Genomic DNA, 26,042 nt, shown 5'->3' on the forward strand with positions numbered 1-26,042 from the left:
TGCCAGAGGGTTATCGCGGGGGTTGACCATGACCGAACTGGCCCGACTGAAGTTCTACGCGACGCAGCCGCATCCATGCAGCTATCTGCCCGAGGAGCAGGCCACCACCCTGTTCCTCGATCCCAGCCAGCCCATGGACGCGCAGCTGTACGCTTCGTTGTCGGAAGTCGGTTTCCGCCGCAGCGGCGAGCACCTCTATCGCCCGCACTGCCAGCACTGCACCGCCTGCATCCCGGCGCGCATCCCCGCCGCGGGCTTCCAGCCCAACCGCCAGCAGAAGCGCATCATCAAGCGCAACGCCGATCTCAAGGTGCTCAAGCGCCGCCCGGCCTTCACCGAGGAGTACTACGCGCTGTACATGCGCTACATCGAGCAGCGCCACGCCGACGGCGACATGTACCCGCCCAGCCGCGACCAGTTCAGCACCTTCCTGGTGCGCGACCTGCCGTTCAGCTGCTTCTACGAGTTCCGCCTGCAGGGCCGCCTGCTCGCCGTGGCGGTCACCGACGTGCTGCCCAACGGCCTGTCGGCGGTCTACACCTTCTACGACCCCGACGAGGAACGCCGCAGCCTGGGACGCTACGCCATCCTCTGGCAGATCGCCGAGACCGAACGCCTGGGCCTGTACGCGGTGTACCTGGGCTACTGGATCAAGAACTGCCGGAAGATGAACTACAAGACCCAGTACCGGCCGATCGAACTCTTCGTCAACCAGCGCTGGGTAGCCCTCAGCTGAAGCCGGCACTCCGCTTCTGGCGTATGACGCGGATTTCAGGCACAATACTCGCCTTTTTTCAGGCCACCCAGGCCATTCATAGACACCGAGGGCTCTACTGCATGTCGAAAGAAGACAGCTTCGAAATGGAAGGCACTGTCGTCGACACCCTGCCCAACACCATGTTCCGCGTGGAGTTGGAGAACGGGCACGTCGTTACCGCGCACATCTCCGGTAAGATGCGCAAGAATTACATCCGCATCCTCACCGGCGACAAGGTTCGCGTCGAACTGACGCCCTACGACCTGAGCAAGGGTCGCATCACCTACCGCGCCCGTTGAGCGCAAGGTGAATCCGGGCCTCGGCCCGGACGAATAGCAAAACGCCCGGAATTGCCGGGCGTTTGCATTTGGGCCGCGAGGCCGACCGTCAGGCCGGCTCCGCGGTGACCACCTCGTACTCGAAGACCAGCTCGCCGTCCTTCAGGTCGATGTGCGCCACGCCGCCGTGCTCAGCCAGTTCGCCGAACAGGATCTGCTCGGCCAGAGGCCGCTTGATCTTGTCCTGGATCAGCCGTGCCATCGGGCGCGCGCCCATCTGCGGGTCGTAGCCCTTCTCCGCCAGCCAGTTGCGCGCCACGTCGCTGACCTCCAGCTGGACGCGCTTGTCCTCCAGCTGCGCCTGCAGCTCGGTGAGGAACTTGTCGACCACGCTCTTGATCGTCTCGTGGCTGAGCCGGCCGAACTGGATGATGGTGTCCAGGCGGTTGCGGAACTCCGGCGTGAAGCTCTTCTTGATCACTTCCATGGCATCGCTGGCGTGGTCCTGCTGGCTGAAGCCGATGGAGGCCCGCGCTGCGGTTTCCGCGCCGGCGTTGGTGGTCATGATGACGATGACGTTGCGGAAGTCCGCCTTGCGCCCGTTGTTGTCGGTCAGGGTGCCGTGGTCCATCACCTGCAGCAGCAGGTTGAAGACTTCCGGGTGGGCCTTCTCGATCTCGTCCAGCAGCAGCACGCAGTGCGGCGTCTTGGTGATGGCCTCGGTGAGCAGGCCGCCCTGGTCGAAGCCGACGTAGCCCGGAGGGGCGCCGATCAGCCGCGACACGGTATGCCGCTCCATGTACTCGGACATGTCGAAGCGCACCAGCTCCACGCCCATCGCCTTGGCCAACTGGCGGGCGACCTCGGTCTTGCCCACCCCGGTGGGGCCGGCGAAGAGGAAGGAGCCGACCGGCTTGTCCGGCGACTTCAGGCCCGCGCGGGACAGCTTGATGGCGGTGGACAGCGACTCGATGGCCGCATCCTGGCCGAACACCGTCAGCTTGAGGTCGCGCTCGAGGTTGCGCAGCAGCTCCTTGTCCGAGCTGGTGACGTGCTTCGGCGGAATCCGCGCGATCTTCGCCACTATGTCCTCGACCTGGGCCACCTCGATGCGCTTCACGCGCTTCTCTTCCGGCTGCAGGCGCTGGTAGGCGCCGGCTTCGTCGATGACGTCGATGGCCTTGTCCGGCATGTGCCGGTCGTTGATGTAGCGCGCAGCCAGTTCGGCGGCGGCACGCAGGGCCTCGTCGCTGTACTCGATGTGGTGGTGCTGCTCGAAGCGCGGCTTCAGGCCCTTGAGGATACCCACGGTGTCTTCCACCGACGGCTCTGTGACGTCCACCTTCTGGAAGCGCCGCGCCAGGGCCCGGTCCTTCTCGAAGATGCCGCGGAATTCCTGGAAGGTGGTCGAGCCGATGCAGCGGATTTCCCCGGAGGACAGCAGCGGCTTGAGCAGGTTGGACGCGTCCATCACCCCGCCGGACGCCGCGCCGGCGCCGATGATGGTGTGGATTTCGTCGATGAACAGCACCGCGTGCGGGCGCTTGCGCAGCTCGTTGAGCAGCGCCTTGAAGCGCTTCTCGAAGTCGCCGCGGTACTTGGTGCCGGCCAGCAGCGCGCCCAGGTCCAGGGAGTAGACCACGCTGTCGGCCAGCAGGTCCGGCACCTGGCCGTCGACGATGCGCTTGGCCAGGCCTTCGGCGATGGCGGTCTTGCCGACGCCGGCCTCGCCCACCAGCAGCGGGTTGTTCTTGCGCCGCCGGGCGAGGATCTGCGCCACGCGCTCCACCTCGGCCTCGCGGCCTACCAGCGGGTCGATGCGGCCCTGGCGCGCCAGGTCGTTGAGGTTGCTGGCGTAGGCGTCCAGCGGGTGGCTGGAGGTGGAGGACTCGCCGCCCTCCTCGTCCTGCATTTCCTGGTCGCTTTCCGGGTGCTCGGCATGGCCCGGCACCTTGGAGATGCCGTGGGCGATGTAGTTCACCACATCTATACGGGCCACGCTCTGCTGCTTGAGCAGGAACACCGCCTGGCTCTCCTGCTCGCTGAAGATCGCCACCAGCACGTTGGCGCCGGTCACTTCGCGCTTGCCCGAACTCTGCACGTGGAACACGGCGCGCTGCAGCACGCGCTGGAAGCCCAGGGTCGGCTGGGTCTCGCGGTCCTCGTCGTGCTGCGGGATCAGCGGCGTGGTGGAATCGATGAATTCCTGCAGATCACGACGCAGCTTGTCCAGGTTCGCCCCGCAGGCGCGCAGCACCGTGGCCGCCGCCTCGTTGTCCAGGAGCGCCAGCAGCAGGTGCTCGACGGTCATGAACTCATGCCGTTTTGCCCGCGCTTCCTTGAAGGCGAGATTGAGGGTGACTTCGAGCTCTCGATTCAACATGGCTTCACCTCGCTCCAAACATCCGCATCAGCTTTCTTTCTCAATCTCACACAACAGTGGATGCTGGCTCTCCCTCGCATATTGATTGACCTGCATGGCCTTGGTCTCGGCGATGTCACGGGTGAACGTGCCGCAGACCGCCTTACCTTGAGTATGTACCGTCAACATGACCTTGGTCGCCTGCTCCCGGTTCATGTTGAAGTACAGCTCCAGTACCTCTACCACGAAATCCATCGGCGTGTAGTCATCGTTGAACATGATGACCCTGTACATCGGCGGAGGTTTCAGGGCCGGCTTGGATTCCTCGACCGCAAGCCCGGCCCCCTCTTCCTCGAGGGGATCGGGACGGTCCTGATTGAATGTTAGTCGAATCTGGCTACTTGCATGCATGCTGGAATAAATGGGTTCGCAACGTGGGAATTAAAGGCCTGAGTGGAGTTTGACCGGAATCTCAGGCACGGACGAGAGCGCCTTGACTAACCCCGAAACGGTGTTACAAACAAAGGATACCCCACAGCGGGTATCAGGCGTTCTGCGGCCCTGGAACCTCTGGGGCTGGAGCGGAATCGTAGTGGATGATACTCCAGCGATGGAGTCCTTTGCAGAGGGATATCAGCATGCTCAGCGGTAAGGTCAAGTGGTTCAACAACGCCAAGGGCTATGGATTCATCCTGGCCGACGGCCGAGATGAGGACCTGTTCGCTCATTACTCGGCAATCCAGATGGATGGCTACAAGACGCTCAAGGCCGGCCAGCCGGTCAGCTTCGAGATCCTGCAAGGTCCGAAGGGTCTGCATGCGGTGAACATCCAGCCGATCGGCGCCGGCGCGCCGGCCAGCGCCGCCCAGGCCAGCCCCAGCAGCGAGGTGCAGAGCGTCACCGCAGAAGCCTGATTCCCCCTGCCCCGCCATTTCCGGCGAAGCGATGAAAAAAGGCCGGTGAGAACCGGCCTTTTTTCGTTGTCTCACGCCCGTTACATCCTGGCGATCATGGCCTCGCCGAACTCCGAGCAGGACACCAGCTTGGCGCCGTCCATCAGCCGCTCGAAGTCGTAGGTCACGGTCTTGGCCGCGATGGCGCCGTTCATCCCCTTGATGATCAGGTCGGCCGCCTCGGTCCAGCCCATGTGGCGCAGCATCATCTCGGCGGAGAGGATCAGCGAGCCGGGGTTGACCTTGTCCTGCCCGGCGTACTTGGGCGCGGTGCCGTGGGTCGCCTCGAACATGGCCACCGAATCCGACAGGTTGGCCCCCGGCGCGATGCCGATGCCGCCCACTTCCGCCGCCAGGGCGTCGGAGAGGTAGTCGCCGTTCAGGTTCAGGGTGGCGATCACGTCGTACTCGGCCGGGCGCAGCAGGATCTGCTGCAGCATGGCGTCGGCGATCACGTCCTTGACCACGATGTTCTTGCCGGTCACCGGGTTCTTGAATTGCATCCAGGGGCCGCCGTCCAGCAGCTCGGCGCCGAACTCCTCGCGGGCCAGCTCGTAGCCCCAGTCCTTGAAGGCGCCCTCGGTGAATTTCATGATGTTGCCCTTGTGCACCAGGGTGACCGAGCTGCGGTCGTTGTCCACGGCGTACTGCAGGGCCTTGCGCACCAGGCGCCGGGTGCCGTCGCGGGAGACCGGCTTGATGCCGATGCCGCAGTTCTCGGTGAAGCGGATCTTCTTGACGCCCATCTCCTCGGTGAGGAACTTGATGACCTTCTCGGCTTCGGGCGAACCGGCCTTCCATTCGACGCCGGCGTAGATGTCCTCGGAGTTCTCGCGGAAGATCACCATGTCCACGTCGCCGGGCTTCTTCACCGGGCTGGGCACACCCTCGAACCAGCGCACCGGGCGCAGGCAGACGTAGAGGTCGAGCTGCTGGCGCAGGGCCACGTTGAGGGAGCGGATGCCGCCGCCGACGGGGGTGGTCAGCGGGCCCTTGATGGACACCACGTAGTCGCGCACGGCTTCCAGGGTCTCTTCGGGCAGCCAGGTGTCCTGGTCGTAGACCTGGGTGGCCTTCTCGCCGGCATAGACCTCCATCCAGGCGATCTTGCGCTGTCCGCTGTAGGCCTTTTCCACTGCCGCATCGACGACGTCGATCATGACCGGACTGATGTCCACGCCTATGCCGTCGCCTTCGATGTAGGGAATGATCGGGTTGTTCGGTACCTTCAGGGAATTGTCGGCATTGACGGTGATGCGCTCACCTGCGGCCGGCACCTGGATCTTCTGGTATCCCATGCTGAACTCCGTGCTGTGGTTGAACCTCAGGGACCAGCCCCGCTTCGTCGCGGCGTGACGGGAACAGGCCCGGGTTCCTGAGGGTAGCCCAGTTGCCGGCCCCTAACCACAATCTTATGCCTTAGTCTAAAAGCCGCGGGTGCGTCACCCCGCCGCGAGAGTGGTATACTGCGCGCCGTGACTTCACAGTCATCGAGGTCCGAGCCGTCTGGGACCAGACCCCCTCCCCTCGCAACGGCCACGTCGCCACCCTGACGCGGTCGTACAACGCTCTACTGGCGCCCCTATATCCCCGCGGCAATTCTCGAATGCCGGCACCTTGCCGTGTCGGACGAAAGCGCCCACCAAGGCGTATCGAGACTCTGTGCGCGCCCAGCAAAGAAGAGAGTCATAGTAGATGTCCAACCGCTCGAAGATCACCTACACCTTCACCGACGAAGCACCCGCCCTCGCCACCTACTCGCTCCTCCCGATCGTCAAGGCGTTCGCCGCCTCCGCCGACATTGACGTCGAAACCCGCGACATCTCTCTTGCAGGACGCATCCTCGCCGCCTTCACCGACAAGCTCGGCGACAAGGCCATCGAAGACGACCTGGCCTACCTGGCCAAGCTGGCCACCGCCCCCGACGCCAACATCATCAAGCTGCCGAACATCAGCGCGTCGGTACCCCAGCTCAAGGGCGCCATCGCCGAGCTGCAGGCCCTGGGCTACGCCATCCCGGACTTCCCGGAAGACCCGCAGACCGACGAAGAGAAAGACACCCGCGCCCGCTACGCCAAGGTCCTGGGCAGCGCCGTGAACCCGGTCCTGCGCGAAGGCAACTCCGACCGCCGCGCCCCCGCCGCGGTCAAGGCCTATGCCCGCAAGCACCCGCACAGCATGGGCAAGTGGAGCATGGCCTCGCGCTCCCACGCCGACTACATGCGTGGCGGCGACTTCTTCTCCAGCGAGCAGTCGGTCACCATCCCCAAGGCCGGTGAAGTTCGCATCGAGTTCGTCGGCAAGGACGGCAAGGTCGAGCTGAAGAAAACCCTGAAGATGCAGGAAGGCGAAGTCCTCGACAGCATGTTCATGAGCTGCAACAAGCTGCGCGCCTTCTTCGAGAAGACCCTGCAGGACTGCAAGGAAACCGGCGTCATGTGGTCCCTGCACGTCAAGGCGACCATGATGAAGATCTCCCACCCGATTGTCTTCGGCCACGCCGTCACCGTCTACTACAAGGACGTGTTCGACAAGTGGGGCCAACTGTTCGACGAGCTGGGCGTGAACCCGAACAACGGCATCTCCAGCGTCTACGACAAGATCAAGTCGCTGCCGGCCTCGCAGCAGGAAGAGATCCTCCACGACATCCACGAGGTGTACAGCCACCGTCCGGAAATGGCGATGGTCGACTCGGTCAAGGGCATCACCAACCTGCACATCCCCAGCGACGTGATCGTCGACGCCTCGATGCCGGCGATGATCCGCAACTCGGGTCAGATGTGGGGCAAGGACGGCAAGCAGAAGGACACCAAGGCGGTGATGCCGGAGAGCACCTACGCCCGCATCTACCAGGAGATGATCAACTTCTGCAAGACCAACGGCGCCTTCGACCCGACCACCATGGGCAGCGTGCCGAACGTCGGCCTGATGGCGCAGAAGGCCGAGGAATACGGCTCCCACGACAAGACCTTCGAGATGGAAGCCGACGGCACCATGCGCGTGGTCGACGAAGACGGCAAGGTGCTGATGCAGCACGAAGTCGAAGCCGGCGACATCTGGCGCGCCTGCCAGACCAAGGACGCCCCGATCCGCGACTGGGTCAAGCTGGCCGTCACCCGCGCCCGCCAGTCCAACACCCCGGCCATCTTCTGGCTGGACCCGGAGCGCGCCCACGACAACGAGCTGCGCAAGAAGGTCGAGCTGTACCTGAAGGACCACGACCTGACCGGCCTGGACATCAGCATCAAGGGCTACAACGAAGCCATCCGCACCAGCATGGAGCGCATGATCCGCGGCCAGGACACCATCTCGGTGACCGGCAACGTCCTGCGCGACTACCTGACCGACCTGTTCCCGATCATGGAACTGGGCACCTCGGCCAAGATGCTGTCCATCGTTCCGCTGATGGCTGGCGGCGGCATGTACGAGACCGGCGCCGGCGGTTCGGCGCCCAAGCACGTGCAGCAGCTGGTTGAAGAGAACTACCTGCGCTGGGATTCCCTGGGCGAGTTCCTGGCCCTGGCCGTGTCCCTGGAAGAAGAAGGCATCAAGACCGGCAACGCCAAGGCCAAGGTCCTGGGCAAGACCCTCGACGAGGCCACCGGCAAGCTGCTGGACAACAACAAGTCCCCGGCGCGCAAGGTCGGCGAGATCGACAACCGCGGCAGCCACTTCTACCTGGCGCTGTACTGGGCCCAGGCCCTGGCCGCGCAGAACGAAGACGCCGAGCTGAAAGCCCACTTCACCCCGCTGGCCAAGACCTTGACCGAGCAGGAAGCGACCATCGTCGCCGAACTGAACGGCGCCCAGGGCAAGGCCGTGGACATCGGTGGCTACTACCGCTCCAACCCGGAGAAAACCAGCCAGGTGATGCGCCCCAGCGCCACCTTCAACGCCGCCATCGACTCGCTGAACTGAATCGAAGGCTAGCGTGACCGACGAAAACCCCGGCCTGGTGCCGGGGTTTTTGCTTTTCCGGGGCTGCGCCTCCACCCAACACCACCCCACCCTCCAGCGTTATCATGCCCATTTCCCCCGGAGGACCGCCCATGCGCTGGCAACCGCATATCACAGTCGCAACCATCGTCGAAGACCAGGGCCGCTTCCTGCTGGTAGAGGAAACCTCCCACGGCAAGACCGTGCTGAACCAGCCCGCCGGCCACCTGGAGGCCGACGAGAGCCTGCTGCAGGCAGCCGTACGCGAAACCCTCGAAGAAACCGGCTGGGAAGTCGAGCTGACCGCGGTCACCGGCATCTACCTCTACACCGCCCCCAGCAACGGCGTGACCTACCAGCGCGTATGCTTCGCCGCCCGCCCGCTGCGGCACCGCCCGGAACTGCCGCTGGACGACGGCATCATCGGCCCGCGCTGGCTGACCCGCGACGAGCTGGAAGCCTGCCGGGACAGCTGGCGCAGCCACCTGGTAGCGCGCTGCATCGACGACTACCTGGCCGGCGGACGCTTCCCCCTGGCGCTGATCCGCGACGCCGAACTGCCCGTGCCGAACCCGGCCTGATAGAATCCCGCTTTTGCACCGACGCCTGCGATAGCCCGCCATGTCCGATTCCAGCACCACCTCCCCCGTCCAGCCCGGCAAGGGCCGCGTCATCGTCGGCATGTCCGGCGGCGTGGACTCTTCGGTTTCCGCCCTCCTGCTCAAGGAGCAGGGCTACGAGGTGGAAGGCCTATTCATGAAGAACTGGGAAGAGGACGACGGCACCGAATACTGCACCGCCATGACCGACCTGGCCGACGCCCAGGCCGTCTGCGACCGCATTGGCATCAAGCTGCACACCGCCAACTTCGCCGCCGAGTACTGGGACAACGTCTTCGAGTACTTCCTCGCCGAATACCAGGCCGGGCGCACGCCGAATCCGGACATCCTGTGCAACCGCGAGATCAAGTTCAAAGCCTTCCTCGACTACGCCCTGGCCCTGGGCGCCGACCTGATCGCCACCGGCCACTACGTGCGCCGCCTCGACATCGACGGCCGCACCGAGCTACTCAAGGGCCTGGACCCGAACAAGGACCAGAGCTACTTCCTCCACGCCGTGGGCGGCGAGCAGATCGCCAGGACGCTGTTCCCGGTCGGCGAGCTGGAGAAGCCGGAAGTGCGCGCCATCGCCGAGAAATACGGCCTGGCTACGGCGAAGAAGAAGGACTCCACCGGCATCTGCTTCATCGGCGAACGGCGCTTCAGCGACTTCCTCAAGCAGTACCTGCCGGCCCAGCCGGGCGACATCGAGACCACCGACGGCACCGTCATCGGCCGCCACGCCGGGCTCATGTACCACACCATCGGCCAGCGCCAGGGCCTGGGCATCGGCGGCATGAAGAACGCCGACGACAGCCCCTGGTACGTGCTGGAGAAGGACCTGGCGCGCAACGTGCTGATCGTCGGCCAGGGCAACGACCACCCCTGGCTGTTCTCCCGCGCCCTGCACGCCTCCAGCATCTTCTGGGTGAACCCGCTGGAGCTGCCCGAGCCGCGCGCCCTGCGCGCCAAGGTGCGCTACCGCCAGGCCGACCAGGACTGCGTGCTGGAACGCACCGCCGACGGCTACCGCGCGGTGTTCGACCAGCCGCAGCGCGCCGTCACCCCGGGTCAGTCCGTGGTGTTCTACGACGGCGAGGTGTGCCTGGGCGGTGGTGTGATCGAATCGGCCGAACCGGCCTACGCGAAGGAGCGTGCATGAGCGAGTTGCGCGACCAACTGATCGCCCTCGCCGGCGTCTTCGAAGCCGCCGCCCTGGTGGACCGCCTGGCCCGCACCGGGCAGATTCCCGAAGCCCCGCTGGGCTGCATGCTCGGCAGCCTGCTGGTGCGCGAGCCGAAGACCACCCTGGACGTGTTCGGCGGCGACATCCACAACCTGCGCGAGGGCCTGCGCGCCCTGGCCAGCGCCCTGGAGCGCGATCCCAACAGCCTGCAGCGCGAACCGCTGCGCTATGCGCTGTCGCTGATCGGCCTGGAACGCCAACTGGCCAAGCGCGACGACATGCTCGACCTGATCGGCTCGCGCCTGGACCAGGTGCAGCAGCAGGTGCAGCACTTCGGCCTGGTCCACGAGAACGTCATCGCCTCCTGCGCCGGCCTCTACCAGGACACCCTGAGCACCTTCCGCCAGCGCATCCAGGTGCATGGCGACATGCGCTACCTGCAGATCAACGCCAACGCCGCGCGCATCCGCGCCCTGCTGCTGGCCGGCATCCGCTCGGCGCGCCTGTGGCGGCAGCTGGGCGGCAACCGCTGGCAAATGGTGTTCGGCCGGCGCAAGCTGCTGGGCGAGCTGCGCCCGATCCTGCGCGGCACCGACTGATCCGCCGAGGCGCCCGCCCGGGCGTCTTCGTGCGGCAGCGAGTACGGGCGAAAGCGCGTTCGTTCGTGTATGATGTGCGCCCTTTTCGTTGACCGACAGCCACGAGAACGCCCCATGCAGCTTTCCTCCCTCACCGCGGTTTCCCCCGTCGACGGCCGTTACGGCAGCAAGACCAGCGCCCTGCGTCCGATCTTCAGCGAGTACGGCCTGATCCGTTTCCGCGTCCTGGTAGAGGTCCGCTGGCTGCAGCGCCTCGCGGCGCACGCCGGCATCCCCGAGGTGGCGCCCTTCTCCGGCGAAGCCAACGCCCTGCTCGACAAGCTGGCCGAGGACTTCCAGCTGGAGCACGCGCAGCGCATCAAGGAAATCGAACGCACCACCAACCACGACGTGAAAGCCGTGGAGTACCTGCTCAAGGAACAGGCGGCCAAGCTGCCGGAGCTGGCCAAGGTCAGCGAATTCATCCACTTCGCCTGCACCAGCGAGGACATCAACAACCTGTCCCACGCCCTGATGTTGCGCGAAGGCCGTGACCAGGTGCTGCTGCCGCTGATGCGCCAGATCGCCGAGGCGATCCGCGAGCTGGCGGTCCAGTTCGCCGACGTGCCCATGCTCTCGCGCACCCACGGCCAGCCGGCGTCGCCGACCACCCTGGGCAAGGAACTGGCCAACGTGGTCTACCGCCTGGAGCGGCAGATCAAGCAGGTCGCCGCGGTCGAGCTGCTGGGCAAGATCAACGGCGCCGTGGGCAACTACAACGCCCACCTGTCGGCCTACCCGCAGGTGGACTGGGAAGCCAACGCCCGCGAGTTCATCGTCCATGACCTGGGCCTGGCCTGGAACCCCTACACCACCCAGATCGAGCCGCACGACTACATCGCCGAGCTGTTCGACGCCATCGCCCGCTTCAACACCATCCTCATCGACTTCGACCGCGACGTCTGGGGCTACATCTCCCTGGGCTACTTCAAGCAGAAGACCGTGGCCGGCGAGATCGGCTCCTCGACCATGCCGCACAAGGTCAACCCGATCGACTTCGAGAACTCCGAAGGCAACCTGGGCATCGCCAACGCGATCTTCCAGCACTTGGCCAGCAAGCTGCCGATCTCCCGCTGGCAGCGCGACCTGACCGACTCCACCGTGCTGCGCAACCTGGGCGTCGGTTTCGCCCACAGCGTCATCGCCTATGAAGCCAGCCTCAAGGGCATCGGCAAGCTGGAGCTGAACGCCGCGCGCATCGCCGAAGACCTGGATGCCTGCTGGGAAGTCCTGGCCGAGCCGGTGCAGACCGTGATGCGCCGCTACGGCATCGAGAACCCCTACGAGAAGCTCAAGGAGCTGACCCGCGGCAAAGGCATCAGCGCCAAGGCCCTGCAGGTGTTCATCGACGGCCTCGACATGCCCGCCGAAGCCAAGGCCGAGCTGAAGAAGCTGACCCCGGCGAACTACATCGGCAACGCCGCCGCCCAGGCCAAGCGCATCTGACATGCGCTGAACATTTGCACGCCCGGCTGTGCCGGGCGTTTTTGTTTCAAGGACTTACATATGAATCCTGCTATTCCTCTTCAGCTCCTGGGCGGCATCAGCGCCGATGAATTCCTCCGCGACTACTGGCAGAAGAAACCCCTGCTGGTGCGCCAGGCCATCCCCGGTTTCGAAAGCCCGCTGGAGGCCGACGAGCTGGCCGGCCTGTCCCTGGAAGACAGCGTCGAGTCGCGCATCGTCCTCGAACACGGCAACACCCCCTGGGAAATGCGCCGCGGCCCCTTCAGCGAGGACACCTACAAGGAACTGCCCGAGCGCGACTGGACCCTGCTGGTGCAGGCCGTCGACCAGTTCGTGCCGGAAGTCGCCGAACTGCTGGAGCACTTCAAGTTCCTGCCCAGCTGGCGCATCGACGACGTGATGATCAGCTACGCGGCTCCCGGCGGCGGCGTCGGCCCGCACTTCGACAACTACGACGTGTTCCTGCTGCAGGGCCACGGCCGCCGCCGCTGGAAAGTCGGCCAGCTGTGCGACGCCGACAGCCCGATGCTGCAGCACGCCGACCTGCGCATCCTCGCCGACTTCCAGCAGAGCGACGAGTGGGTGCTGGAACCCGGCGACATGCTCTACCTGCCGCCGCGCGTGGCCCACTACGGCATCGCCGAAGACGAGTGCATGACCTACTCGGTGGGCTTCCGCGCCCCCAGCGCCGCTGAGGTGCTGACCCACTTCACCGACTTCCTCGCCCAGTTCCTCTCCGACGAGGAGCGCTACAGCGACGCCGGCATGGCCGCCGTGCAGAGCGGCGAGGACCAGCACAAGATCCAGCGCGACGCCCTCGACCGCCTGAAGAACCTGCTGCAGGAGCACATGAGCGACGAGCGCCTGCTGCTCACCTGGTTCGGCCAGTTCATGACCGAGCCGCGCTACCCGGAACTGGTGGCCGGCGAGGAGATCGACGACACGGACCTGCGGCAGGCCCTGGAAGACGGCGCCGTACTGGTACGCAACCCCAGCGCGCGCCTGGCCTGGAGCGAAGTGGACGTCGGCCTGCTGCTGTTCTCCAGCGGCCAGAGCGTGGTGCTGCCCAAGGCCATGGAGCCGCTGCTCAAGCTGGTGTGCTCGGCGGACGCCCTGCACAGCGACAACCTCGGCCAATGGCTGGGCGACGAGGATGGGCGTAAGCTGTTGGCAGAATTGGTCAAACAGGGCAGTTTGGAGTTTGCCGATGAGTAACAAGATCAGGGTTCGCCTGGCCGATTGGCAGAAGGACAATGCCGACCTGCGACGCATCCGCGAGGCGGTCTTCATCGCCGAGCAATCGGTGCCGCCGGAACTGGAGTGGGATGCCGAGGACGCGGAAGCCGTGCACTTCCTCGCCTTCGAGGGGGATTACGCAATCGGCACGGCGCGCCTGCTGCCCGACGGCCACATCGGCCGCGTCTCGGTACTCAAGGACTGGCGCGGGCTGAAGGTCGGCGACCAGTTGATGCGCGCCGCCATCGAGGAAGCCGAGCGCCGCCAGCTCAAGCGCCAGTTGCTCACCGCCCAGGTCTATGCCATCCCCTTCTACGAGCGGCTAGGCTTCAAGGTGGCCAGCGGCGAATTCCTCGAAGCCGGCCTGCCCCACGTCGACATGGTGCGCGAAAGCGCCTGAGGAAGCCGCGATGAAAGACGCCCCGGACCACGAAGGCCAACTCCCGGCCATCGACTTCCAGTCCCCGGGGCGTTTCAGCGTGCACAACCCGGCGCCCGACCTGCCGGCCTCCCAACCCTGGGAACCGGCGCCCTTCCGCCTCGGCGAGGCCAGCGGCCTGCAACGCTTCGGCGAACCGGAGGCCGCCCGCTCCCACGCCCTGGCGCTGATGCAGCAGGCCAGCCGCAGCCTGTGCCTGTACAGCCCTGACCTGGAAGCCTGGCTGTACAACCACAGCAGCATCCAGGAAGCCTGCACCCGCCTGCTGCTGCGCCATCCGCAGAACCGCCTGCGCATCCTCCTGCGCGACAGCACCCGCCCGGTCAGGGAAGGCCACCGCCTGCTCAACCTCAGCCGGCGCCTGTCGAGCAACCTGCACATCCGCCTGCTCAACCCGGACTACCCGAGCCCGGAACAGGCCTTCCTGCTCGCCGACCAGCTCGGCCTGCTGCTGCGAACCGAACCGGCGCTGCCCGCCGGCCACGCCCACTACAACGACCCCGGCCGGGTGCGCCAGTTGCAGGCGCAGTTCGACCAGGCCTGGGACACCAGCCTCGCCGACCCGAACCTGCGGAGCTTCCTGCTGTGAGCCATCGCCGAACCGCCCTGCTCCTCGCCTGCGCCATCAGCCTGGCCGCCCAGGCCGCGCCGCGCACCGAGATCCTGCCGCTGAGCTACCGCACCGCCGACGAAATCCTCCCGGTGGCACAGCAGGTCCTCGGCAACGAAGGCCGGGTGACCGCCTACGGCAACCAGTTGGTGGTCAACGCCGAGCCGGCGAAGATCCGCGAACTGCAGCAGGTACTGGAGCAACTGGACACCCGCCCGCACCGCCTGCTGATCAGCGTCGACACCAGCGACTCCAGCCAGCGCAGCCGCAGCGGCTATTCGGTGAACGGCTCGGCCAGCGTCGGCAACGTCGAGATCCACAGCGGCCGCGGCGAGGTCCACGGCCGCGACCAGGTGCGCATCATCGACAGCTCCACCGCCAGCCGCAGCGGCGGCGTGCAGCAGATCCAGACCATCGAGGGCTCGCCGGCGCTGATCCAGGTCGGCCAGAGCCAACCGGTGTACAACGTCGGCGTCGGCCCCTACGGCCAGGTCTACAGCCAGACCGAGTACCGCGACGCCAACCGCGGCATGTACGTGACCGCCACCTTGAGCGGCAACATCGTCCACATCGACCTGGACACCCGCAACGACCGCTTCAACAACAGCGCCCCCGGCGCCATGGACACGGCCGGCGCCAGCACCCGCCTGAGCGGCCGCCTCGGCGAGTGGATCGAGGTGGGCGGCGTCAGCGAAAACAGCCAGGGCAGCCAGGGCGGCCTGACGCGCAATTACAGCACCCAGGGGCGCAGCGACAGCAGCCTGCGGGTGAAGGTCGAAGTGCTCGACTGAGCCTTCCGAAGGTGACCGGAGAGTCCTCCTTAGACCTTCGTGTAGTAGTCCAAAAAAAACACTACAAAACGTTTGACGAACGTTTGTTCGAAAGGCATGATGGCCTCGCTCCCGCTAACCAGGGGCCCTGAACCGGGCCTCCGGATCGAGCCCGCAGCCCACTCGCTGTGCCGGTCCGTGTTGTTACAGCCCACAAGGCGAAATGACGAGGTTGCGACTGGCAAGAAGTTGTCCTGAGGGACGGGGAAGCAACCAACGTATCAGCAAGATGGTCGAATGCAGCCATTCGCCCTCGCCCAACGGCAGCCACGAGCCGGCAAGCGATCCCGGATGCCATCGCTGCGATCATCTACCTGTTCGCCCGCGCCACCCCTCCCCCTCTGCGTCAATCCTTCCAGTCGTCATTTCGCCATCCGCGGCGAGCGATCCCACGAGCCCTGCGTGGGAAGTCGGTGCTCAACCAACACATTTTTTGAAGGATTGTTGACCATGTCCGCATATCAGAACGACATCAAGGCCGTTGCCGCCCTGAAAGAGAAGTTCGGCAGCAGCTGGAGCGCTATCAACCCCGAGTCCGTCGCCCGTATGCGCGCCCAGAACCGCTTCAAGACTGGCCTGGATATCGCCAAGTACACCGCGGCCATCATGCGCAAGGACATGGCCGAATACGACGCCGACTCCTCCGTCTACACCCAGTCCCTGGGCTGCTGGCACGGCTTCATCGGTCAGCAGAAGCTGATCTCCATCAAGAAGCACCTGAAGACCACCAACAAGCGCTACCTCTACCTGTCCGGCTGGATGGTCGCCGCGCTGCGCTCCGAGTTCGGCCCGCTGCCCGACCAGTCCATGCACGAGAAGACCGCGGTCTCCAGCCTGATCGAAGAGCTGTACACCTTCCTGCGCCAGGCTGACGCCCGCGAACTGGACCTGCTGTTCACCGCCCTGGACGCCGCCCGCGAAGCCGGCGACAAGGCCAAGCAGGAAGAGATCCAGAACCAGATCGACAACTACGAAACCCACGTGGTGCCGATCATCGCCGACATCGACGCCGGCTTCGGCAACCCGGAAGCCACCTACCTGCTGGCCAAGAAGATGATCGAAGCCGGTGCCTGCTGCATCCAGATCGAGAACCAGGTTTCCGACGAGAAGCAGTGCGGCCACCAGGACGGTAAAGTGACCGTCCCGCACGAAGACTTCCTCGCCAAGATCGCCGCCGTTCGCTACGCCTTCCTCGAACTGGGCGTTGACGACGGCGTGATCGTCGCCCGTACCGACTCCCTGGGCGCCGGCCTGACCAAGCAGATCGCCGTGACCAAGCAACCGGGCGACCTGGGCGACCAGTACAACTCCTTCCTGGACTGCGACGAGATCAGCCCGGCCGAACTGCAGAACGGCGACGTGGTGATCAACCGCGGCGGCAAGCTGCTGCGTCCCAAGCGCCTGCCCTCCAACCTGTTCCAGTTCCGCAAGGGCACCGGCGAAGACCGCTGCGTCCTGGACTGCATCACCTCGCTGCAGAACGGCGCCGACCTGCTGTGGATCGAAACCGAGAAGCCGCACGTTGGCCAGATCAAGGGCATGGTTGACCGCATCCGCGAAGTCATCCCGAACGCCAAGCTGGTGTACAACAACAGCCCGTCGTTCAACTGGACCCTGAACTTCCGCCAGCAGGTGTTCGATGCGTTCGTCGCCGAAGGCAAGGACGTTTCCGCCTACGACCGCGCCAAGCTGATGAGCGTCGAGTACGACGAGACCGAACTGGCCCAGATCGCCGACGAGAAGATCCGCACCTTCCAGCGCGACGGTTCGGCCCACGCCGGCATCTTCCACCACCTGATCACCCTGCCGACCTACCACACTGCGGCCCTGTCCACCGACAACCTGGCCAAGGGCTACTTCGCCGACCAGGGCATGCTGGCCTACGTGAAGGGCGTGCAGCGTCAGGAAATCCGCCAGGGCATCGCCTGCGTCAAGCACCAGAACATGGCTGGCTCCGACATCGGCGACAACCACAAAGAGTACTTCGCCGGCGAAGCCGCGCTGAAGGCCTCGGGCAAAGACAACACCATGAACCAGTTCCACTAAGAACCGGTTCGCCCGGCCCCTCGGGGCCGGGAAGCGGCCCAGCCGCAAAGGTGTAGCACCAATGAAAACGCCGCTTCCCCAGGGAAGCGGCGTTTTTTCATGTCCGCCGCCGAGATGCGGCGCATAACCGCGAACGGTTATGCGCCCTACGAACTCGTCGGCTGACGCTGAACTATCCGCCTACTCCGAGCGGCCCCCTCTCCCGCTTGCGGGAGAGGGTTGGGGAGAGGGCGCTCTTCGCGAGTACGCGGAGTGAACAACTGGCTTGCCGGCTACGCCGAGATGCTCTTCGTAGGACGGGTCGAGCCTGCGAAACCCATGCGGCCACGGCGATGGGTATCGCTTCGCTCAACACCATCCTACGACGCCCCTGTCCCCTGAGCGGACCTTGTCCGCGATAGCCGGACATATCGGCGCGATTCGCGGATAAGATCCGCTCCTACGCTGCCCCACCCACGTCATTCCATGTAGGAGCGCGCCCTGCGCGCGAATCGCGGGCAGGGCCCGCTCCTACAGTTCGCCGGAAGGCACTGCGCTCCGGCGCTGACACCCACCCTGTAGGAGCGGATTTATCCGCGATCCGGCCGGCAGGCCGGCCCATGCCGACGATTGCCCCTACGCAGCAGCCTCCCCCTAAACAGACCATTGGGAAATTCCCGACACCAATTGACGCCCATAAACCCTTAAAACCGCCGACAATAAAAAGTACGACGCCTATATGTAGTAAAGTTACGGATAAACGACACCGCGAATGATAATATTTATCATTTAAAGAGCGCTAGAAACACTTTCTTCATATCCGTAAAAGTGCCATTCGACCAAAGCCTGAACCGTGCCAGCCCAGGCGTGGAGCGGCCTGCAGCCGGGGCCCGGACAAAAATGCAAAAGCCTTTTGCCCGATTTGGAAGCATCTGTTTGTGTTAGAAAAATTTACTTGCCCGAGGCTTTGGGCATAAAATTGGAAAGATCACTCGAACCCTTAGCTCGCTATCTTGAGCCCGAGGTTCATGCAGCCGGGCGAAGGCCCGGAATCCAAGACCACCGCTAATTTTTGTAGGAAGGAGTATCGGCATGCCCAACCCAGCTGAACTTGCAGCTCAACACTGGGGACTCGCCGCCTTCCTTCTAGGCGTGGTCGGCCTGCTGGCCTTCATGCTAGGGGTTTCCTCGCTGCTGGGCAGCAAGGCATTTGGTCGCAGCAAGAACGAGCCCTTCGAATCCGGCATCGTTCCCACCGGCAGCGCACGCCTGCGCCTGTCGGCAAAATTCTATCTGGTCGCGATGCTCTTCGTGATCTTCGACGTCGAAGCCCTCTTCCTCTTCGCCTGGTCCGTGTCCGTCCGTGAAAGCGGTTGGGCCGGTCTGGTCGAGGCCACCATTTTCATTGCAATTCTGTTGGCAGGTCTTGTCTACCTCTGGCGGGTCGGCGCGCTCGATTGGGCGCCGGCGGCACGTCGCGAGCGGCAGGCGAAGCTAAAACAATGAGGCTTTGGCGATGCAATACAAACTTACCCGGATCGACCCCGATGCGGCCAACGATCAGTACCCGATCGGCCAGCGCGAAACGGTAGACGACCCTCTGGTAGAGGGGCAGGTCAGCAAGAACATCTTCATGGGCAAGCTCGAGGATGTTCTCAACGGCGCCGTCAACTGGGGTCGCAAGAACTCGCTGTGGCCCTATAACTTCGGCCTGTCCTGCTGCTACGTGGAGATGACCACGGCGTTCACCGCGCCGCACGACATCGCCCGCTTCGGCGCCGAAGTGATTCGTGCCTCGCCGCGCCAGGCGGACTTCATGGTCATCGCCGGCACCTGCTTCATCAAGATGGCCCCGGTCATCCAGCGCCTGTACGAGCAGATGCTGGAACCCAAGTGGGTGATCTCCATGGGCTCGTGCGCCAATTCCGGCGGCATGTACGACATCTACTCGGTGGTCCAGGGGGTCGACAAGTTCCTCCCCGTGGACGTCTACATCCCCGGCTGCCCGCCCCGCCCCGAGGCGTTCCTGCAAGGCCTGATGCTGCTGCAGGAATCCATCGGCCAGGAGCGTCGCCCGTTGTCCTGGGTGGTTGGCGATCAAGGCATCTACCGTGCCGAAATGCCTGCCCAGAAGGACCTCAAGCGCGAACAGCGCATTGCGGTCACCAACCTGCGCAGCCCCGACGAAGTGTGAAGCCGACCTCCACGAGAGGCCCTTACTTCACTCCACCGTTGACCGATAGCGACCGAGACCATGACCGCAGACTCCGCTCTGTACATCCCGCCCTATAAGGCGGACGACCAAGACATAGTCGTCGAACTGAATTCCCGCTTTGGCGCCGAGACCTTCACCGTCCAGGCCACCCGCACCGGCATGCCGGTCCTCTGGGTGAGCCGCGAGAAGCTGATCGACGTCCTCACCTTCCTGCGCAACGTACCCAAGCCCTACGTGATGCTCTACGACCTCCACGGGGTCGACGAGCGCCTGCGCACCCACCGTCGCGGCCTGCCGGGCGCCGACTTCAGCGTGTTCTACCACCTGATGTCGCTCGAGCGTAACAGCGACGTGATGATCAAGGTGGCCCTCTCCGAGAACGACCTCAACCTGCCCACCGCCACCCGTATCTGGCCGAACGCCAACTGGTACGAGCGTGAGGTCTGGGACATGTACGGCATCCACTTCAACGGCCACCCGCACCTGGCCCGCATGCTGATGCCGCCGACCTGGCAGGGCCACCCGCTGCGCAAGGACTACCCGGCGCGCGCCACCGAGTTCGATCCCTACTCGCTCTCCGTGGCCAAGCAGGAGCTGGAGCAGGAAGCCCTGCGCTTCAAGCCCGAAGACTGGGGCATGAAACGCCACGGCGAGAACGAGGACTTCATGTTCCTCAACCTCGGCCCGAACCACCCCTCCGCCCACGGTGCCTTCCGCATCATCCTGCAGCTCGACGGCGAAGAGATTCTCGACTGCGTGCCGGAGATCGGCTACCACCACCGCGGCGCCGAGAAGATGGCCGAGCGCCAGTCCTGGCACAGCTTCATCCCCTACACCGACCGCATCGACTACCTCGGCGGGGTGATGAACAACCTGCCGTACGTGCTCTCGGTGGAGAAGCTCGCAGGCATCAAGGTGCCGCAGCGCGTCGACGTCATCCGCATCATGATGTCGGAGTTCTTCCGCATCCTGAACCACCTGCTGTACCTGGGCACCTACATCCAGGACGTGGGCGCCATGACCCCGGTGTTCTTCACCTTCACCGACCGCCAGCGCGCCTACAAGGTGGTCGAGGCCATCACCGGCTTCCGCCTGCACCCGGCCTGGTACCGCATCGGCGGCGTCGCCCACGACCTGCCGCGCGGCTGGGACAAGCTGGTCCGCGAATTCCTCGACTGGATGCCCAAGCGCCTGGACGAGTATGAAAAGGCGGCGCTGCAGAACAGCATCCTGCGCGGCCGGACCATCGGCGTGGCGCAGTACAACACCAAGCAGGCCCTGGAATGGGGCACCACCGGTGCCGGCCTGCGCGCCACCGGTTGCGACTTCGACCTGCGCAAGGCCCGCCCCTACTCCGGCTACGAGAACTTCGAGTTCGAAGTGCCGCTGGCCCACAACGGCGACGCCTACGACCGCTGCATGGTGAAGATGGGCGAGATGCGCCAGAGCCTGCGCATCATCGAGCAGTGCCTGAAGAACATGCCCGAAGGCCCGTACAAGGCCGACCATCCGCTGACCACGCCGCCGCCCAAAGAGCGCACGCTGCAGCACATCGAGACGCTGATCACCCACTTCCTGCAGGTTTCCTGGGGCCCGGTCATGCCGGCCAACGAAGCCTTCCAGATGGTCGAGGCGACCAAGGGTATCAACAGCTACTACCTGACGAGCGATGGCAGCACCATGAGCTACCGGACGCGCATCCGCACGCCCAGCTTCGCGCACCTGCAACAGATTCCGTCGGTCATCAACGGCAGCATGATCGCCGACCTGATCGCCTATCTGGGCAGCATCGACTTCGTTATGGCTGACGTGGACCGCTGATCATGAGCACCATCATCCAGACTGACCGTTTCGCCCTGAGCGAAACCGAGCGCTCGGCCATCGAGCACGAGCTGCATCACTACGAGGACTCCCGCGCGGCGTCCATCGAGGCCCTGAAGATCGTCCAGAAGGAGCGCGGCTGGGTGCCGGACGGCGCCATCGGCGCGATCGCCGAGATCCTCGGCATCCCCGACAGCGACGTCGAAGGCGTGGCCACCTTCTATAGCCAGATCTTCCGCCAGCCGGTCGGCCGCCACATCATCCGCGTGTGCGACAGCATGGTCTGCTACATCGGCGGCCACGAGTCGGTGGTCGGCGAGATCCAGAAGCAACTGGGCATCGGCCTCGGCCAGACCACCGCCGACGGCCGCTTCACCCTGCTGCCGGTGTGCTGCCTGGGCAACTGCGACAAGGCCCCGGCGCTGATGATCGACGACGATACCCACGGCAATCTCGAGCCGTCGGCAGTCGCCAAACTGCTGGAGGCCTACGCATGACGCTCCTCACCTCCTACGGCACGCCCAACCGCACCGCGCGCGCCGCGGAAACCCACCCGCTGACCTGGCGCCTGCGCGACGACGGCGCCCCGGTATGGCTGGAGGAATACCAGGCGAAGAACGGCTACGCCGCCGCGCGCAAGGCGCTGGCCGAAATGGCCGCCGACGACATCGTCCAGACCGTCAAGGACTCCGGCCTCAAGGGCCGCGGCGGTGCGGGCTTCCCCACCGGCGTGAAGTGGGGCCTGATGCCCAAGGACGAATCCCTCGACATCCGCTACCTGCTGTGCAACGCGGACGAGATGGAGCCCAACACCTGGAAGGACCGCATGCTCATGGAGCAGCTGCCGCACCTGCTGGTGGAAGGCATGCTGATCTCCGCGCGGGCGCTGAAGGCCTATCGCGGCTACATCTTCCTGCGCGGCGAATACGTCGACGCGGCGCGCAACCTCAACCGCGCCATCGACGAAGCCAAGGCCGCCGGCCTGCTGGGCAAGAACATCCTCGGCAGCGGCTTCGACTTCGAGCTGTTCGTCCACACCGGCGCCGGCCGCTACATCTGCGGTGAAGAAACCGCGCTGATCAACTCCCTGGAAGGCCGCCGCGCCAACCCGCGCTCCAAGCCGCCCTTCCCCGCTGCCGTCGGCGTCTGGGGCAAGCCGACCTGCGTCAACAACGTCGAGACCCTGTGCAACGTGCCGGCGATCGTCGAGCACGGCGTCGACTGGTACAAGGGCCTGGCGCGCCCGGGCAGCGAAGACATGGGCACCAAGCTCATGGGCTTCTCCGGCAAGGTGCAGAACCCCGGCATCTGGGAACTGCCCTTCGGCATCCCGGTGCGCGAGGTCTTCGAGGACTACGCCGGCGGCATGCGCGAGGGCTACAAGCTCAAGGCCTGGCAGCCCGGCGGCGCCGGCACCGGCTTCCTGCTCCCCGAGCACATGGACGCCCTGTTCTACGCCGGCGGCATCGCCAAGGTCGGCACCCGCATGGGCACCGGCCTGGCCATGGCGGTGGACGACAGCATCAACATGGTCTCGCTGCTGCGCAACATGGAAGAGTTCTTCGCCCGCGAGTCGTGCGGCTGGTGCACTCCGTGCCGCGACGGCCTGCCGTGGAGCGTGAAGCTCCTGCGCGCGCTGGAGCGTGGCGAAGGCCAGCCCGGCGACCTCGAGACCCTCGAGCAACTGGTCAACTTCCTCGGCCCGGGCAAGACCTTCTGCGCCCACGCACCGGGCGCCGTCGAACCGCTGGGCAGTGCCTTGAAATATTTCCGTCCCGAGTTCGAAGCGGGCGTCTCCCGCCAGGCTCAGGCCGCGCCGCAACCGCAACGCGTCGGCGCGTAAAGCTTTGGATGCCGGGCCCGCGGGCCCGGCGATGTTCCGTCGTAGCGCCGCGGCATGCCGCCGGCCCGACGGAGCCGTGATTTCCCTTAGCCAAGCCCGCTGACAACGGGCCAACGAAGAACTTGAACCATGGCCACTATCCACGTAGACGGCAAGACGTTAGAAGTCGATGGGGCGGACAACCTGTTGCAGGCCTGCCTGTCCCTCGGACTCGACATCCCCTACTTCTGCTGGCACCCGGCGCTCGGTAGCGTCGGCGCCTGCCGGCAGTGCGCGGTCAAGCAGTACACCGACGAGAACGACAAGCGTGGTCGCCTCGTCATGTCCTGCATGACCCCCGCCACCGACAACACCTGGATCTCCATCGAGGACGAAGAGGCCAAGGCCTTCCGCGAAAGCGTCGTCGAATGGCTGATGACCAACCACCCGCACGACTGCCCGGTGTGCGAGGAAGGCGGTCACTGCCACCTGCAGGACATGACGGTGATGACCGGCCACAACAAGCGCCGGTACCGCTTCACCAAGCGCACCCACCAGAACCAGGAGCTCGGCCCGTTCATCGCCCACGAGATGAACCGCTGCATCGCCTGCTACCGCTGCGTGCGCTACTACAAGGACTACGCCGGCGGCACCGACCTGGGCGTCTATGGCGCGCACGACAACGTGTATTTCGGCCGCATCGAGGACGGCGTGCTGGAGAGCGAGTTCTCCGGCAACCTGACCGAGGTCTGCCCGACCGGCGTGTTCACCGACAAGACCCACTCCGAGCGCTACAACCGCAAGTGGGACATGCAGTTCGCCCCGAGCATCTGCCATGGCTGCTCCAGCGGCTGCAACATCAGCCCCGGCGAGCGCTACGGCGAGATCCGCCGCATCGAGAACCGCTACAACGGCTCGGTGAACCACTACTTCCTCTGCGACCGCGGCCGCTTCGGCTACGGCTACGTCAACCGCGAGGACCGTCCGCGCCAGCCGATGCTGATGCTCAGCAAGCAGAAGCTGAGCCTGGATGGCGCCCTCGACCAGGCCGCCGCCCTGCTCAAGGGCCGCAAGGTGATCGGCATCGGTTCGCCGCGTGCCAGCCTGGAAAGCAACTACGCGCTGTCCGAGCTGGTCGGCGCCGGCAACTTCTACAGCGGCATCGCCGCCGATGAGCTGCAGCGCCTGCGCCTGGTGCTCAAGGTGATGCAGGAAGGCCCGCTGCCCTCCCCCACCATCCGCGACATGGAAGACCATGACGCGGTCTTCGTGCTCGGCGAGGACCTGACCCAGACCGCCGCCCGCATCGCCCTGGCCCTGCGCCAGTCGGTGAAGGGCAAGGGCGAGGACATGGCCGCCGCGATGAAGATCCAGCCGTGGCTCGACGCCGCGGTGAAGACCATCGCCCAGCACGAGAAGAACCCGCTGTTCATCGCCAGCCTGGCCGAGACGCGCCTGGACGACGTCGCCGCCGAGTGCGTGCACGCCGCCCCCGAGGACCTGGCCCGCCTGGGCTTCGCCGTGGCCCACGCGATCGACCCGAGCGCCCCGGCCGTGGCCGGTCTGGAACCGGAAGCGCAAGCCCTGGCCCAGCGCATCGCCGATGCCCTGGTGGCCGCCAAGCGCCCGCTGGTGGTCTCCGGCGTTTCGCTGCGCAGCAACGCCCTGATCGAAGCCGCGGCGAACATCGCCAGCGCGCTGAAGCAGCGCGAGAAGAACGGCTCGCTGAGCCTGGTGGTGCCGGAAGCCAACAGCCTGGGCCTCACCCTGTTCGGCGGTGAATCCGTCGAAGCCGCGCTGGAGCAACTGACCTCCGGCGCCGCCGACGCCGTGGTGGTGCTGGAGAACGACCTGTACCGCCGCGCCGAAGCCGCCCAGGTCGACGCCGCCCTGGCCGCCGCCAAGCTGGTGATCGTCGCCGACCACCAGAGCACCGCGACCAGCGCCAAGGCGCACATCGTCCTGCCGGCCGCCAGCTTCGCCGAAGGCGACGGCACCCTGGTCAGCCAGGAAGGCCGCGCCCAGCGCTTCTTCCAGGTCTTCGACCCGACCTACTACAACGCCGACAACCTGGTCCGCGAAGGCTGGCGCTGGCTGCACGCCCTGCACAGCACCCTCGAGGGCAAGCGCGTCGACTGGACGCAGCTGGACCACGTGATCGACGCCGTGGTCGCCGCCAAGCCGCAACTGGCCGGCATCCGCGACGCCGCGCCGAACGCCGCGTTCCGCATCAAGGGCCTGAAGCTGGCGCGCGAACCGCACCGCTACTCCGGCCGCACCGCCATGCGCGCCAACATCAACGTCAGCGAGCCCCGCGCCCCGCAGGACATCGACAGCGCCTTCGCCTTCTCCATGGAAGGCTATTCCGGCAGCACCGAGCCGCGTCAGCAGATTCCCTTCGCCTGGTCCCCGGGCTGGAACTCGCCGCAGGCCTGGAACAAGTTCCAGGACGAGGTCGGCGGCCACCTGCGCGCCGGCGACCCGGGCGTGCGCCTGATCGAGGCCAAGGGCGAGGCCCTGTGGTTCAGCGACGTACCGGCGCCGTTCCACACCCCGGCCAGCCAGTTCAAGGTGGTGCCCTTCTACCACCTGTTCGGCAGCGAGGAGAACAGCGCCCGCGCCAAGCCGGTGCAGGAGCGCATCCCGGAAACCTACGTGGCCCTGGGCCGCGAGGAAGCCGAGCGCCTGGGCCTGGCCGAAGGCAAGCTGCTGCGCCTGAGCGTCAAGGGCCACGAGCTGCGCCTGCCGCTGCGCATCAGCGAAGAGCTGGGCGCGGGCCTGGTCGCCCTGCCGGCCGGCCTGGCCGGCATCCCCGCCGGTGTCTTCGGCGGTGTCGCTGAAGGTCTGCAGGAGGCTGCCCAATGAGTT

The 26,042-nt window shown here is 65.4% G+C and carries 22 protein-coding genes; 19 read left to right on the forward strand and 3 right to left on the reverse strand.

All coding sequences use genetic code 11. The features are described 5' to 3' along the window. Positions 1-28: 28 nt before the first annotated feature. Together PcP3B5_RS18495 and infA are read left to right on the forward strand one after the other, a co-directional pair. Positions 29-736, forward strand: a complete 708-nt coding sequence (locus PcP3B5_RS18495) for an arginyltransferase (RefSeq protein ID WP_043272068.1) — start codon at positions 29-31, stop codon at positions 734-736. Between the two features lie 101 nt (positions 737-837). Next, positions 838-1,056 carry a translation initiation factor IF-1 gene (infA, locus tag PcP3B5_RS18500; RefSeq protein WP_002553999.1) on the forward strand — a complete coding sequence of 73 codons (219 nt, stop codon included), beginning with the start codon at positions 838-840 and terminating at the stop codon, positions 1,054-1,056. 88 nt (positions 1,057-1,144) lie between these two features. On the opposite strand, the gene clpA is transcribed toward infA, so the two are convergent. Together clpA and clpS are read right to left on the reverse strand one after the other, a co-directional pair. Further along, the gene (gene clpA / locus PcP3B5_RS18505; RefSeq protein ID WP_043272069.1) at positions 1,145-3,418 is read right to left on the reverse strand and encodes an ATP-dependent Clp protease ATP-binding subunit ClpA; all 2,274 of its coding nucleotides are present in this window, start codon (positions 3,416-3,418) and stop codon (positions 1,145-1,147) included. 27 nt (positions 3,419-3,445) lie between these two features. Then, positions 3,446-3,808, reverse strand: coding sequence for an ATP-dependent Clp protease adapter ClpS (gene clpS, locus PcP3B5_RS18510; RefSeq protein ID WP_024128657.1), 363 nt, complete (start codon positions 3,806-3,808; stop codon positions 3,446-3,448). Between the two features lie 227 nt (positions 3,809-4,035). On the opposite strand from clpS, the gene cspD reads away from it, so the two are divergent. Then, positions 4,036-4,311 carry a cold shock domain-containing protein CspD gene (gene cspD, locus PcP3B5_RS18515; protein WP_043318293.1) on the forward strand — a complete coding sequence of 92 codons (276 nt, stop codon included), beginning with the start codon at positions 4,036-4,038 and terminating at the stop codon, positions 4,309-4,311. A gap of 80 nt (positions 4,312-4,391) precedes the next feature. Here cspD and icd read toward each other — a convergent pair whose 3' ends face one another. Continuing rightward, entirely contained in the window at positions 4,392-5,648 is a 1,257-nt protein-coding gene (gene icd, locus PcP3B5_RS18520) for an NADP-dependent isocitrate dehydrogenase (protein ID WP_009623236.1), read from the reverse strand. Between the two features lie 397 nt (positions 5,649-6,045). Here icd and PcP3B5_RS18525 point away from each other — a divergent pair, with 397 nt between their 5' ends. From PcP3B5_RS18525 to nuoG, 16 genes are all read left to right on the forward strand, one after another. After that, positions 6,046-8,268, forward strand: coding sequence for an NADP-dependent isocitrate dehydrogenase (locus tag PcP3B5_RS18525; RefSeq protein WP_009623237.1), 2,223 nt, complete (start codon positions 6,046-6,048; stop codon positions 8,266-8,268). 131 nt (positions 8,269-8,399) lie between these two features. Further along, a complete protein-coding gene (locus tag PcP3B5_RS18530) occupies positions 8,400-8,867 on the forward strand; it encodes an NUDIX hydrolase (RefSeq protein WP_043318288.1) in 468 nt (155 codons plus the stop codon). 40 nt (positions 8,868-8,907) lie between these two features. Next, positions 8,908-10,047: a tRNA 2-thiouridine(34) synthase MnmA gene (gene mnmA / locus PcP3B5_RS18535; protein WP_061562088.1), complete on the forward strand. Its 1,140-nt coding sequence runs from the start codon at positions 8,908-8,910 to the stop codon at positions 10,045-10,047. Next, positions 10,044-10,670 carry a high frequency lysogenization protein HflD gene (hflD, locus tag PcP3B5_RS18540; protein WP_009623241.1) on the forward strand — a complete coding sequence of 209 codons (627 nt, stop codon included), beginning with the start codon at positions 10,044-10,046 and terminating at the stop codon, positions 10,668-10,670. The genes mnmA and hflD overlap by 4 nt, the downstream gene beginning before the upstream one ends. A 114-nt stretch (positions 10,671-10,784) precedes the next feature. Further along, complete coding sequence (gene purB / locus PcP3B5_RS18545) at positions 10,785-12,155, forward strand: adenylosuccinate lyase (protein WP_009623243.1); 1,371 nt, start codon at positions 10,785-10,787, stop codon at positions 12,153-12,155. Between the two features lie 60 nt (positions 12,156-12,215). Beyond that, positions 12,216-13,391: a ribosomal protein uL16 3-hydroxylase gene (locus PcP3B5_RS18550; RefSeq protein WP_043272074.1), complete on the forward strand. Its 1,176-nt coding sequence runs from the start codon at positions 12,216-12,218 to the stop codon at positions 13,389-13,391. After that, positions 13,384-13,812, forward strand: coding sequence for a GNAT family N-acetyltransferase (locus PcP3B5_RS18555; protein WP_009623246.1), 429 nt, complete (start codon positions 13,384-13,386; stop codon positions 13,810-13,812). Before PcP3B5_RS18550 ends, PcP3B5_RS18555 begins: the two co-directional genes overlap by 8 nt. A gap of 10 nt (positions 13,813-13,822) precedes the next feature. Continuing rightward, on the forward strand, positions 13,823-14,440 hold the full coding sequence (locus PcP3B5_RS18560; RefSeq protein WP_009623248.1) for a DUF7931 domain-containing protein: 618 nt from the start codon (positions 13,823-13,825) through the stop codon (positions 14,438-14,440). Continuing rightward, positions 14,437-15,252, forward strand: coding sequence for a secretin N-terminal domain-containing protein (locus PcP3B5_RS18565; protein ID WP_043272076.1), 816 nt, complete (start codon positions 14,437-14,439; stop codon positions 15,250-15,252). The genes PcP3B5_RS18560 and PcP3B5_RS18565 overlap by 4 nt, the downstream gene beginning before the upstream one ends. A 489-nt stretch (positions 15,253-15,741) precedes the next feature. Then, on the forward strand, positions 15,742-17,337 hold the full coding sequence (locus PcP3B5_RS18570) for an isocitrate lyase (protein WP_058490158.1): 1,596 nt from the start codon (positions 15,742-15,744) through the stop codon (positions 17,335-17,337). 1,071 nt (positions 17,338-18,408) lie between these two features. Next, positions 18,409-18,822, forward strand: coding sequence for an NADH-quinone oxidoreductase subunit A (locus tag PcP3B5_RS18575; RefSeq protein ID WP_009623254.1), 414 nt, complete (start codon positions 18,409-18,411; stop codon positions 18,820-18,822). Positions 18,823-18,832: 10 nt separating this feature from the next. Beyond that, entirely contained in the window at positions 18,833-19,510 is a 678-nt protein-coding gene (locus tag PcP3B5_RS18580; protein WP_009623256.1) for a NuoB/complex I 20 kDa subunit family protein, read from the forward strand. Between the two features lie 60 nt (positions 19,511-19,570). Next, positions 19,571-21,352, forward strand: a complete 1,782-nt coding sequence (gene nuoC, locus PcP3B5_RS18585) for an NADH-quinone oxidoreductase subunit C/D (RefSeq protein ID WP_009623258.1) — start codon at positions 19,571-19,573, stop codon at positions 21,350-21,352. A gap of 2 nt (positions 21,353-21,354) precedes the next feature. Then, entirely contained in the window at positions 21,355-21,849 is a 495-nt protein-coding gene (gene nuoE / locus PcP3B5_RS18590) for an NADH-quinone oxidoreductase subunit NuoE (RefSeq protein WP_009623260.1), read from the forward strand. Further along, the gene (gene nuoF / locus PcP3B5_RS18595; RefSeq protein WP_061562089.1) at positions 21,846-23,195 is read left to right on the forward strand and encodes an NADH-quinone oxidoreductase subunit NuoF; all 1,350 of its coding nucleotides are present in this window, start codon (positions 21,846-21,848) and stop codon (positions 23,193-23,195) included. Before nuoE ends, nuoF begins: the two co-directional genes overlap by 4 nt. 129 nt (positions 23,196-23,324) lie before the next feature. Further along, on the forward strand, positions 23,325-26,039 hold the full coding sequence (gene nuoG, locus PcP3B5_RS18600; RefSeq protein WP_061562090.1) for an NADH-quinone oxidoreductase subunit NuoG: 2,715 nt from the start codon (positions 23,325-23,327) through the stop codon (positions 26,037-26,039). The last annotated feature ends 3 nt before the right edge of the window (positions 26,040-26,042 follow it).

It is taken from the genome of Pseudomonas citronellolis, from assembly GCF_001586155.1.
GTDB lineage: Bacteria > Pseudomonadota > Gammaproteobacteria > Pseudomonadales > Pseudomonadaceae > Pseudomonas > Pseudomonas citronellolis.

Coding starts and splice junctions, on each gene's coding strand:
- PcP3B5_RS18530 (WP_043318288.1), top strand. CDS start 8,400: ATGCGCTGGCAACCGCATATCACAGTCGCAACCATCGTCGAAGACCAG.
- clpA (WP_043272069.1), bottom strand. CDS start 3,418: ATGTTGAATCGAGAGCTCGAAGTCACCCTCAATCTCGCCTTCAAGGAA.
- nuoC (WP_009623258.1), top strand. CDS start 19,571: ATGACCGCAGACTCCGCTCTGTACATCCCGCCCTATAAGGCGGACGAC.
- clpS (WP_024128657.1), bottom strand. CDS start 3,808: ATGCATGCAAGTAGCCAGATTCGACTAACATTCAATCAGGACCGTCCC.
- PcP3B5_RS18550 (WP_043272074.1), top strand. CDS start 12,216: ATGAATCCTGCTATTCCTCTTCAGCTCCTGGGCGGCATCAGCGCCGAT.
- icd (WP_009623236.1), bottom strand. CDS start 5,648: ATGGGATACCAGAAGATCCAGGTGCCGGCCGCAGGTGAGCGCATCACC.
- nuoE (WP_009623260.1), top strand. CDS start 21,355: ATGAGCACCATCATCCAGACTGACCGTTTCGCCCTGAGCGAAACCGAG.
- PcP3B5_RS18575 (WP_009623254.1), top strand. CDS start 18,409: ATGCCCAACCCAGCTGAACTTGCAGCTCAACACTGGGGACTCGCCGCC.
- infA (WP_002553999.1), top strand. CDS start 838: ATGTCGAAAGAAGACAGCTTCGAAATGGAAGGCACTGTCGTCGACACC.
- mnmA (WP_061562088.1), top strand. CDS start 8,908: ATGTCCGATTCCAGCACCACCTCCCCCGTCCAGCCCGGCAAGGGCCGC.
- PcP3B5_RS18570 (WP_058490158.1), top strand. CDS start 15,742: ATGTCCGCATATCAGAACGACATCAAGGCCGTTGCCGCCCTGAAAGAG.
- PcP3B5_RS18495 (WP_043272068.1), top strand. CDS start 29: ATGACCGAACTGGCCCGACTGAAGTTCTACGCGACGCAGCCGCATCCA.
- PcP3B5_RS18560 (WP_009623248.1), top strand. CDS start 13,823: ATGAAAGACGCCCCGGACCACGAAGGCCAACTCCCGGCCATCGACTTC.
- hflD (WP_009623241.1), top strand. CDS start 10,044: ATGAGCGAGTTGCGCGACCAACTGATCGCCCTCGCCGGCGTCTTCGAA.
- nuoF (WP_061562089.1), top strand. CDS start 21,846: ATGACGCTCCTCACCTCCTACGGCACGCCCAACCGCACCGCGCGCGCC.
- cspD (WP_043318293.1), top strand. CDS start 4,036: ATGCTCAGCGGTAAGGTCAAGTGGTTCAACAACGCCAAGGGCTATGGA.
- PcP3B5_RS18555 (WP_009623246.1), top strand. CDS start 13,384: ATGAGTAACAAGATCAGGGTTCGCCTGGCCGATTGGCAGAAGGACAAT.
- purB (WP_009623243.1), top strand. CDS start 10,785: ATGCAGCTTTCCTCCCTCACCGCGGTTTCCCCCGTCGACGGCCGTTAC.
- PcP3B5_RS18525 (WP_009623237.1), top strand. CDS start 6,046: ATGTCCAACCGCTCGAAGATCACCTACACCTTCACCGACGAAGCACCC.
- nuoG (WP_061562090.1), top strand. CDS start 23,325: ATGGCCACTATCCACGTAGACGGCAAGACGTTAGAAGTCGATGGGGCG.
- PcP3B5_RS18580 (WP_009623256.1), top strand. CDS start 18,833: ATGCAATACAAACTTACCCGGATCGACCCCGATGCGGCCAACGATCAG.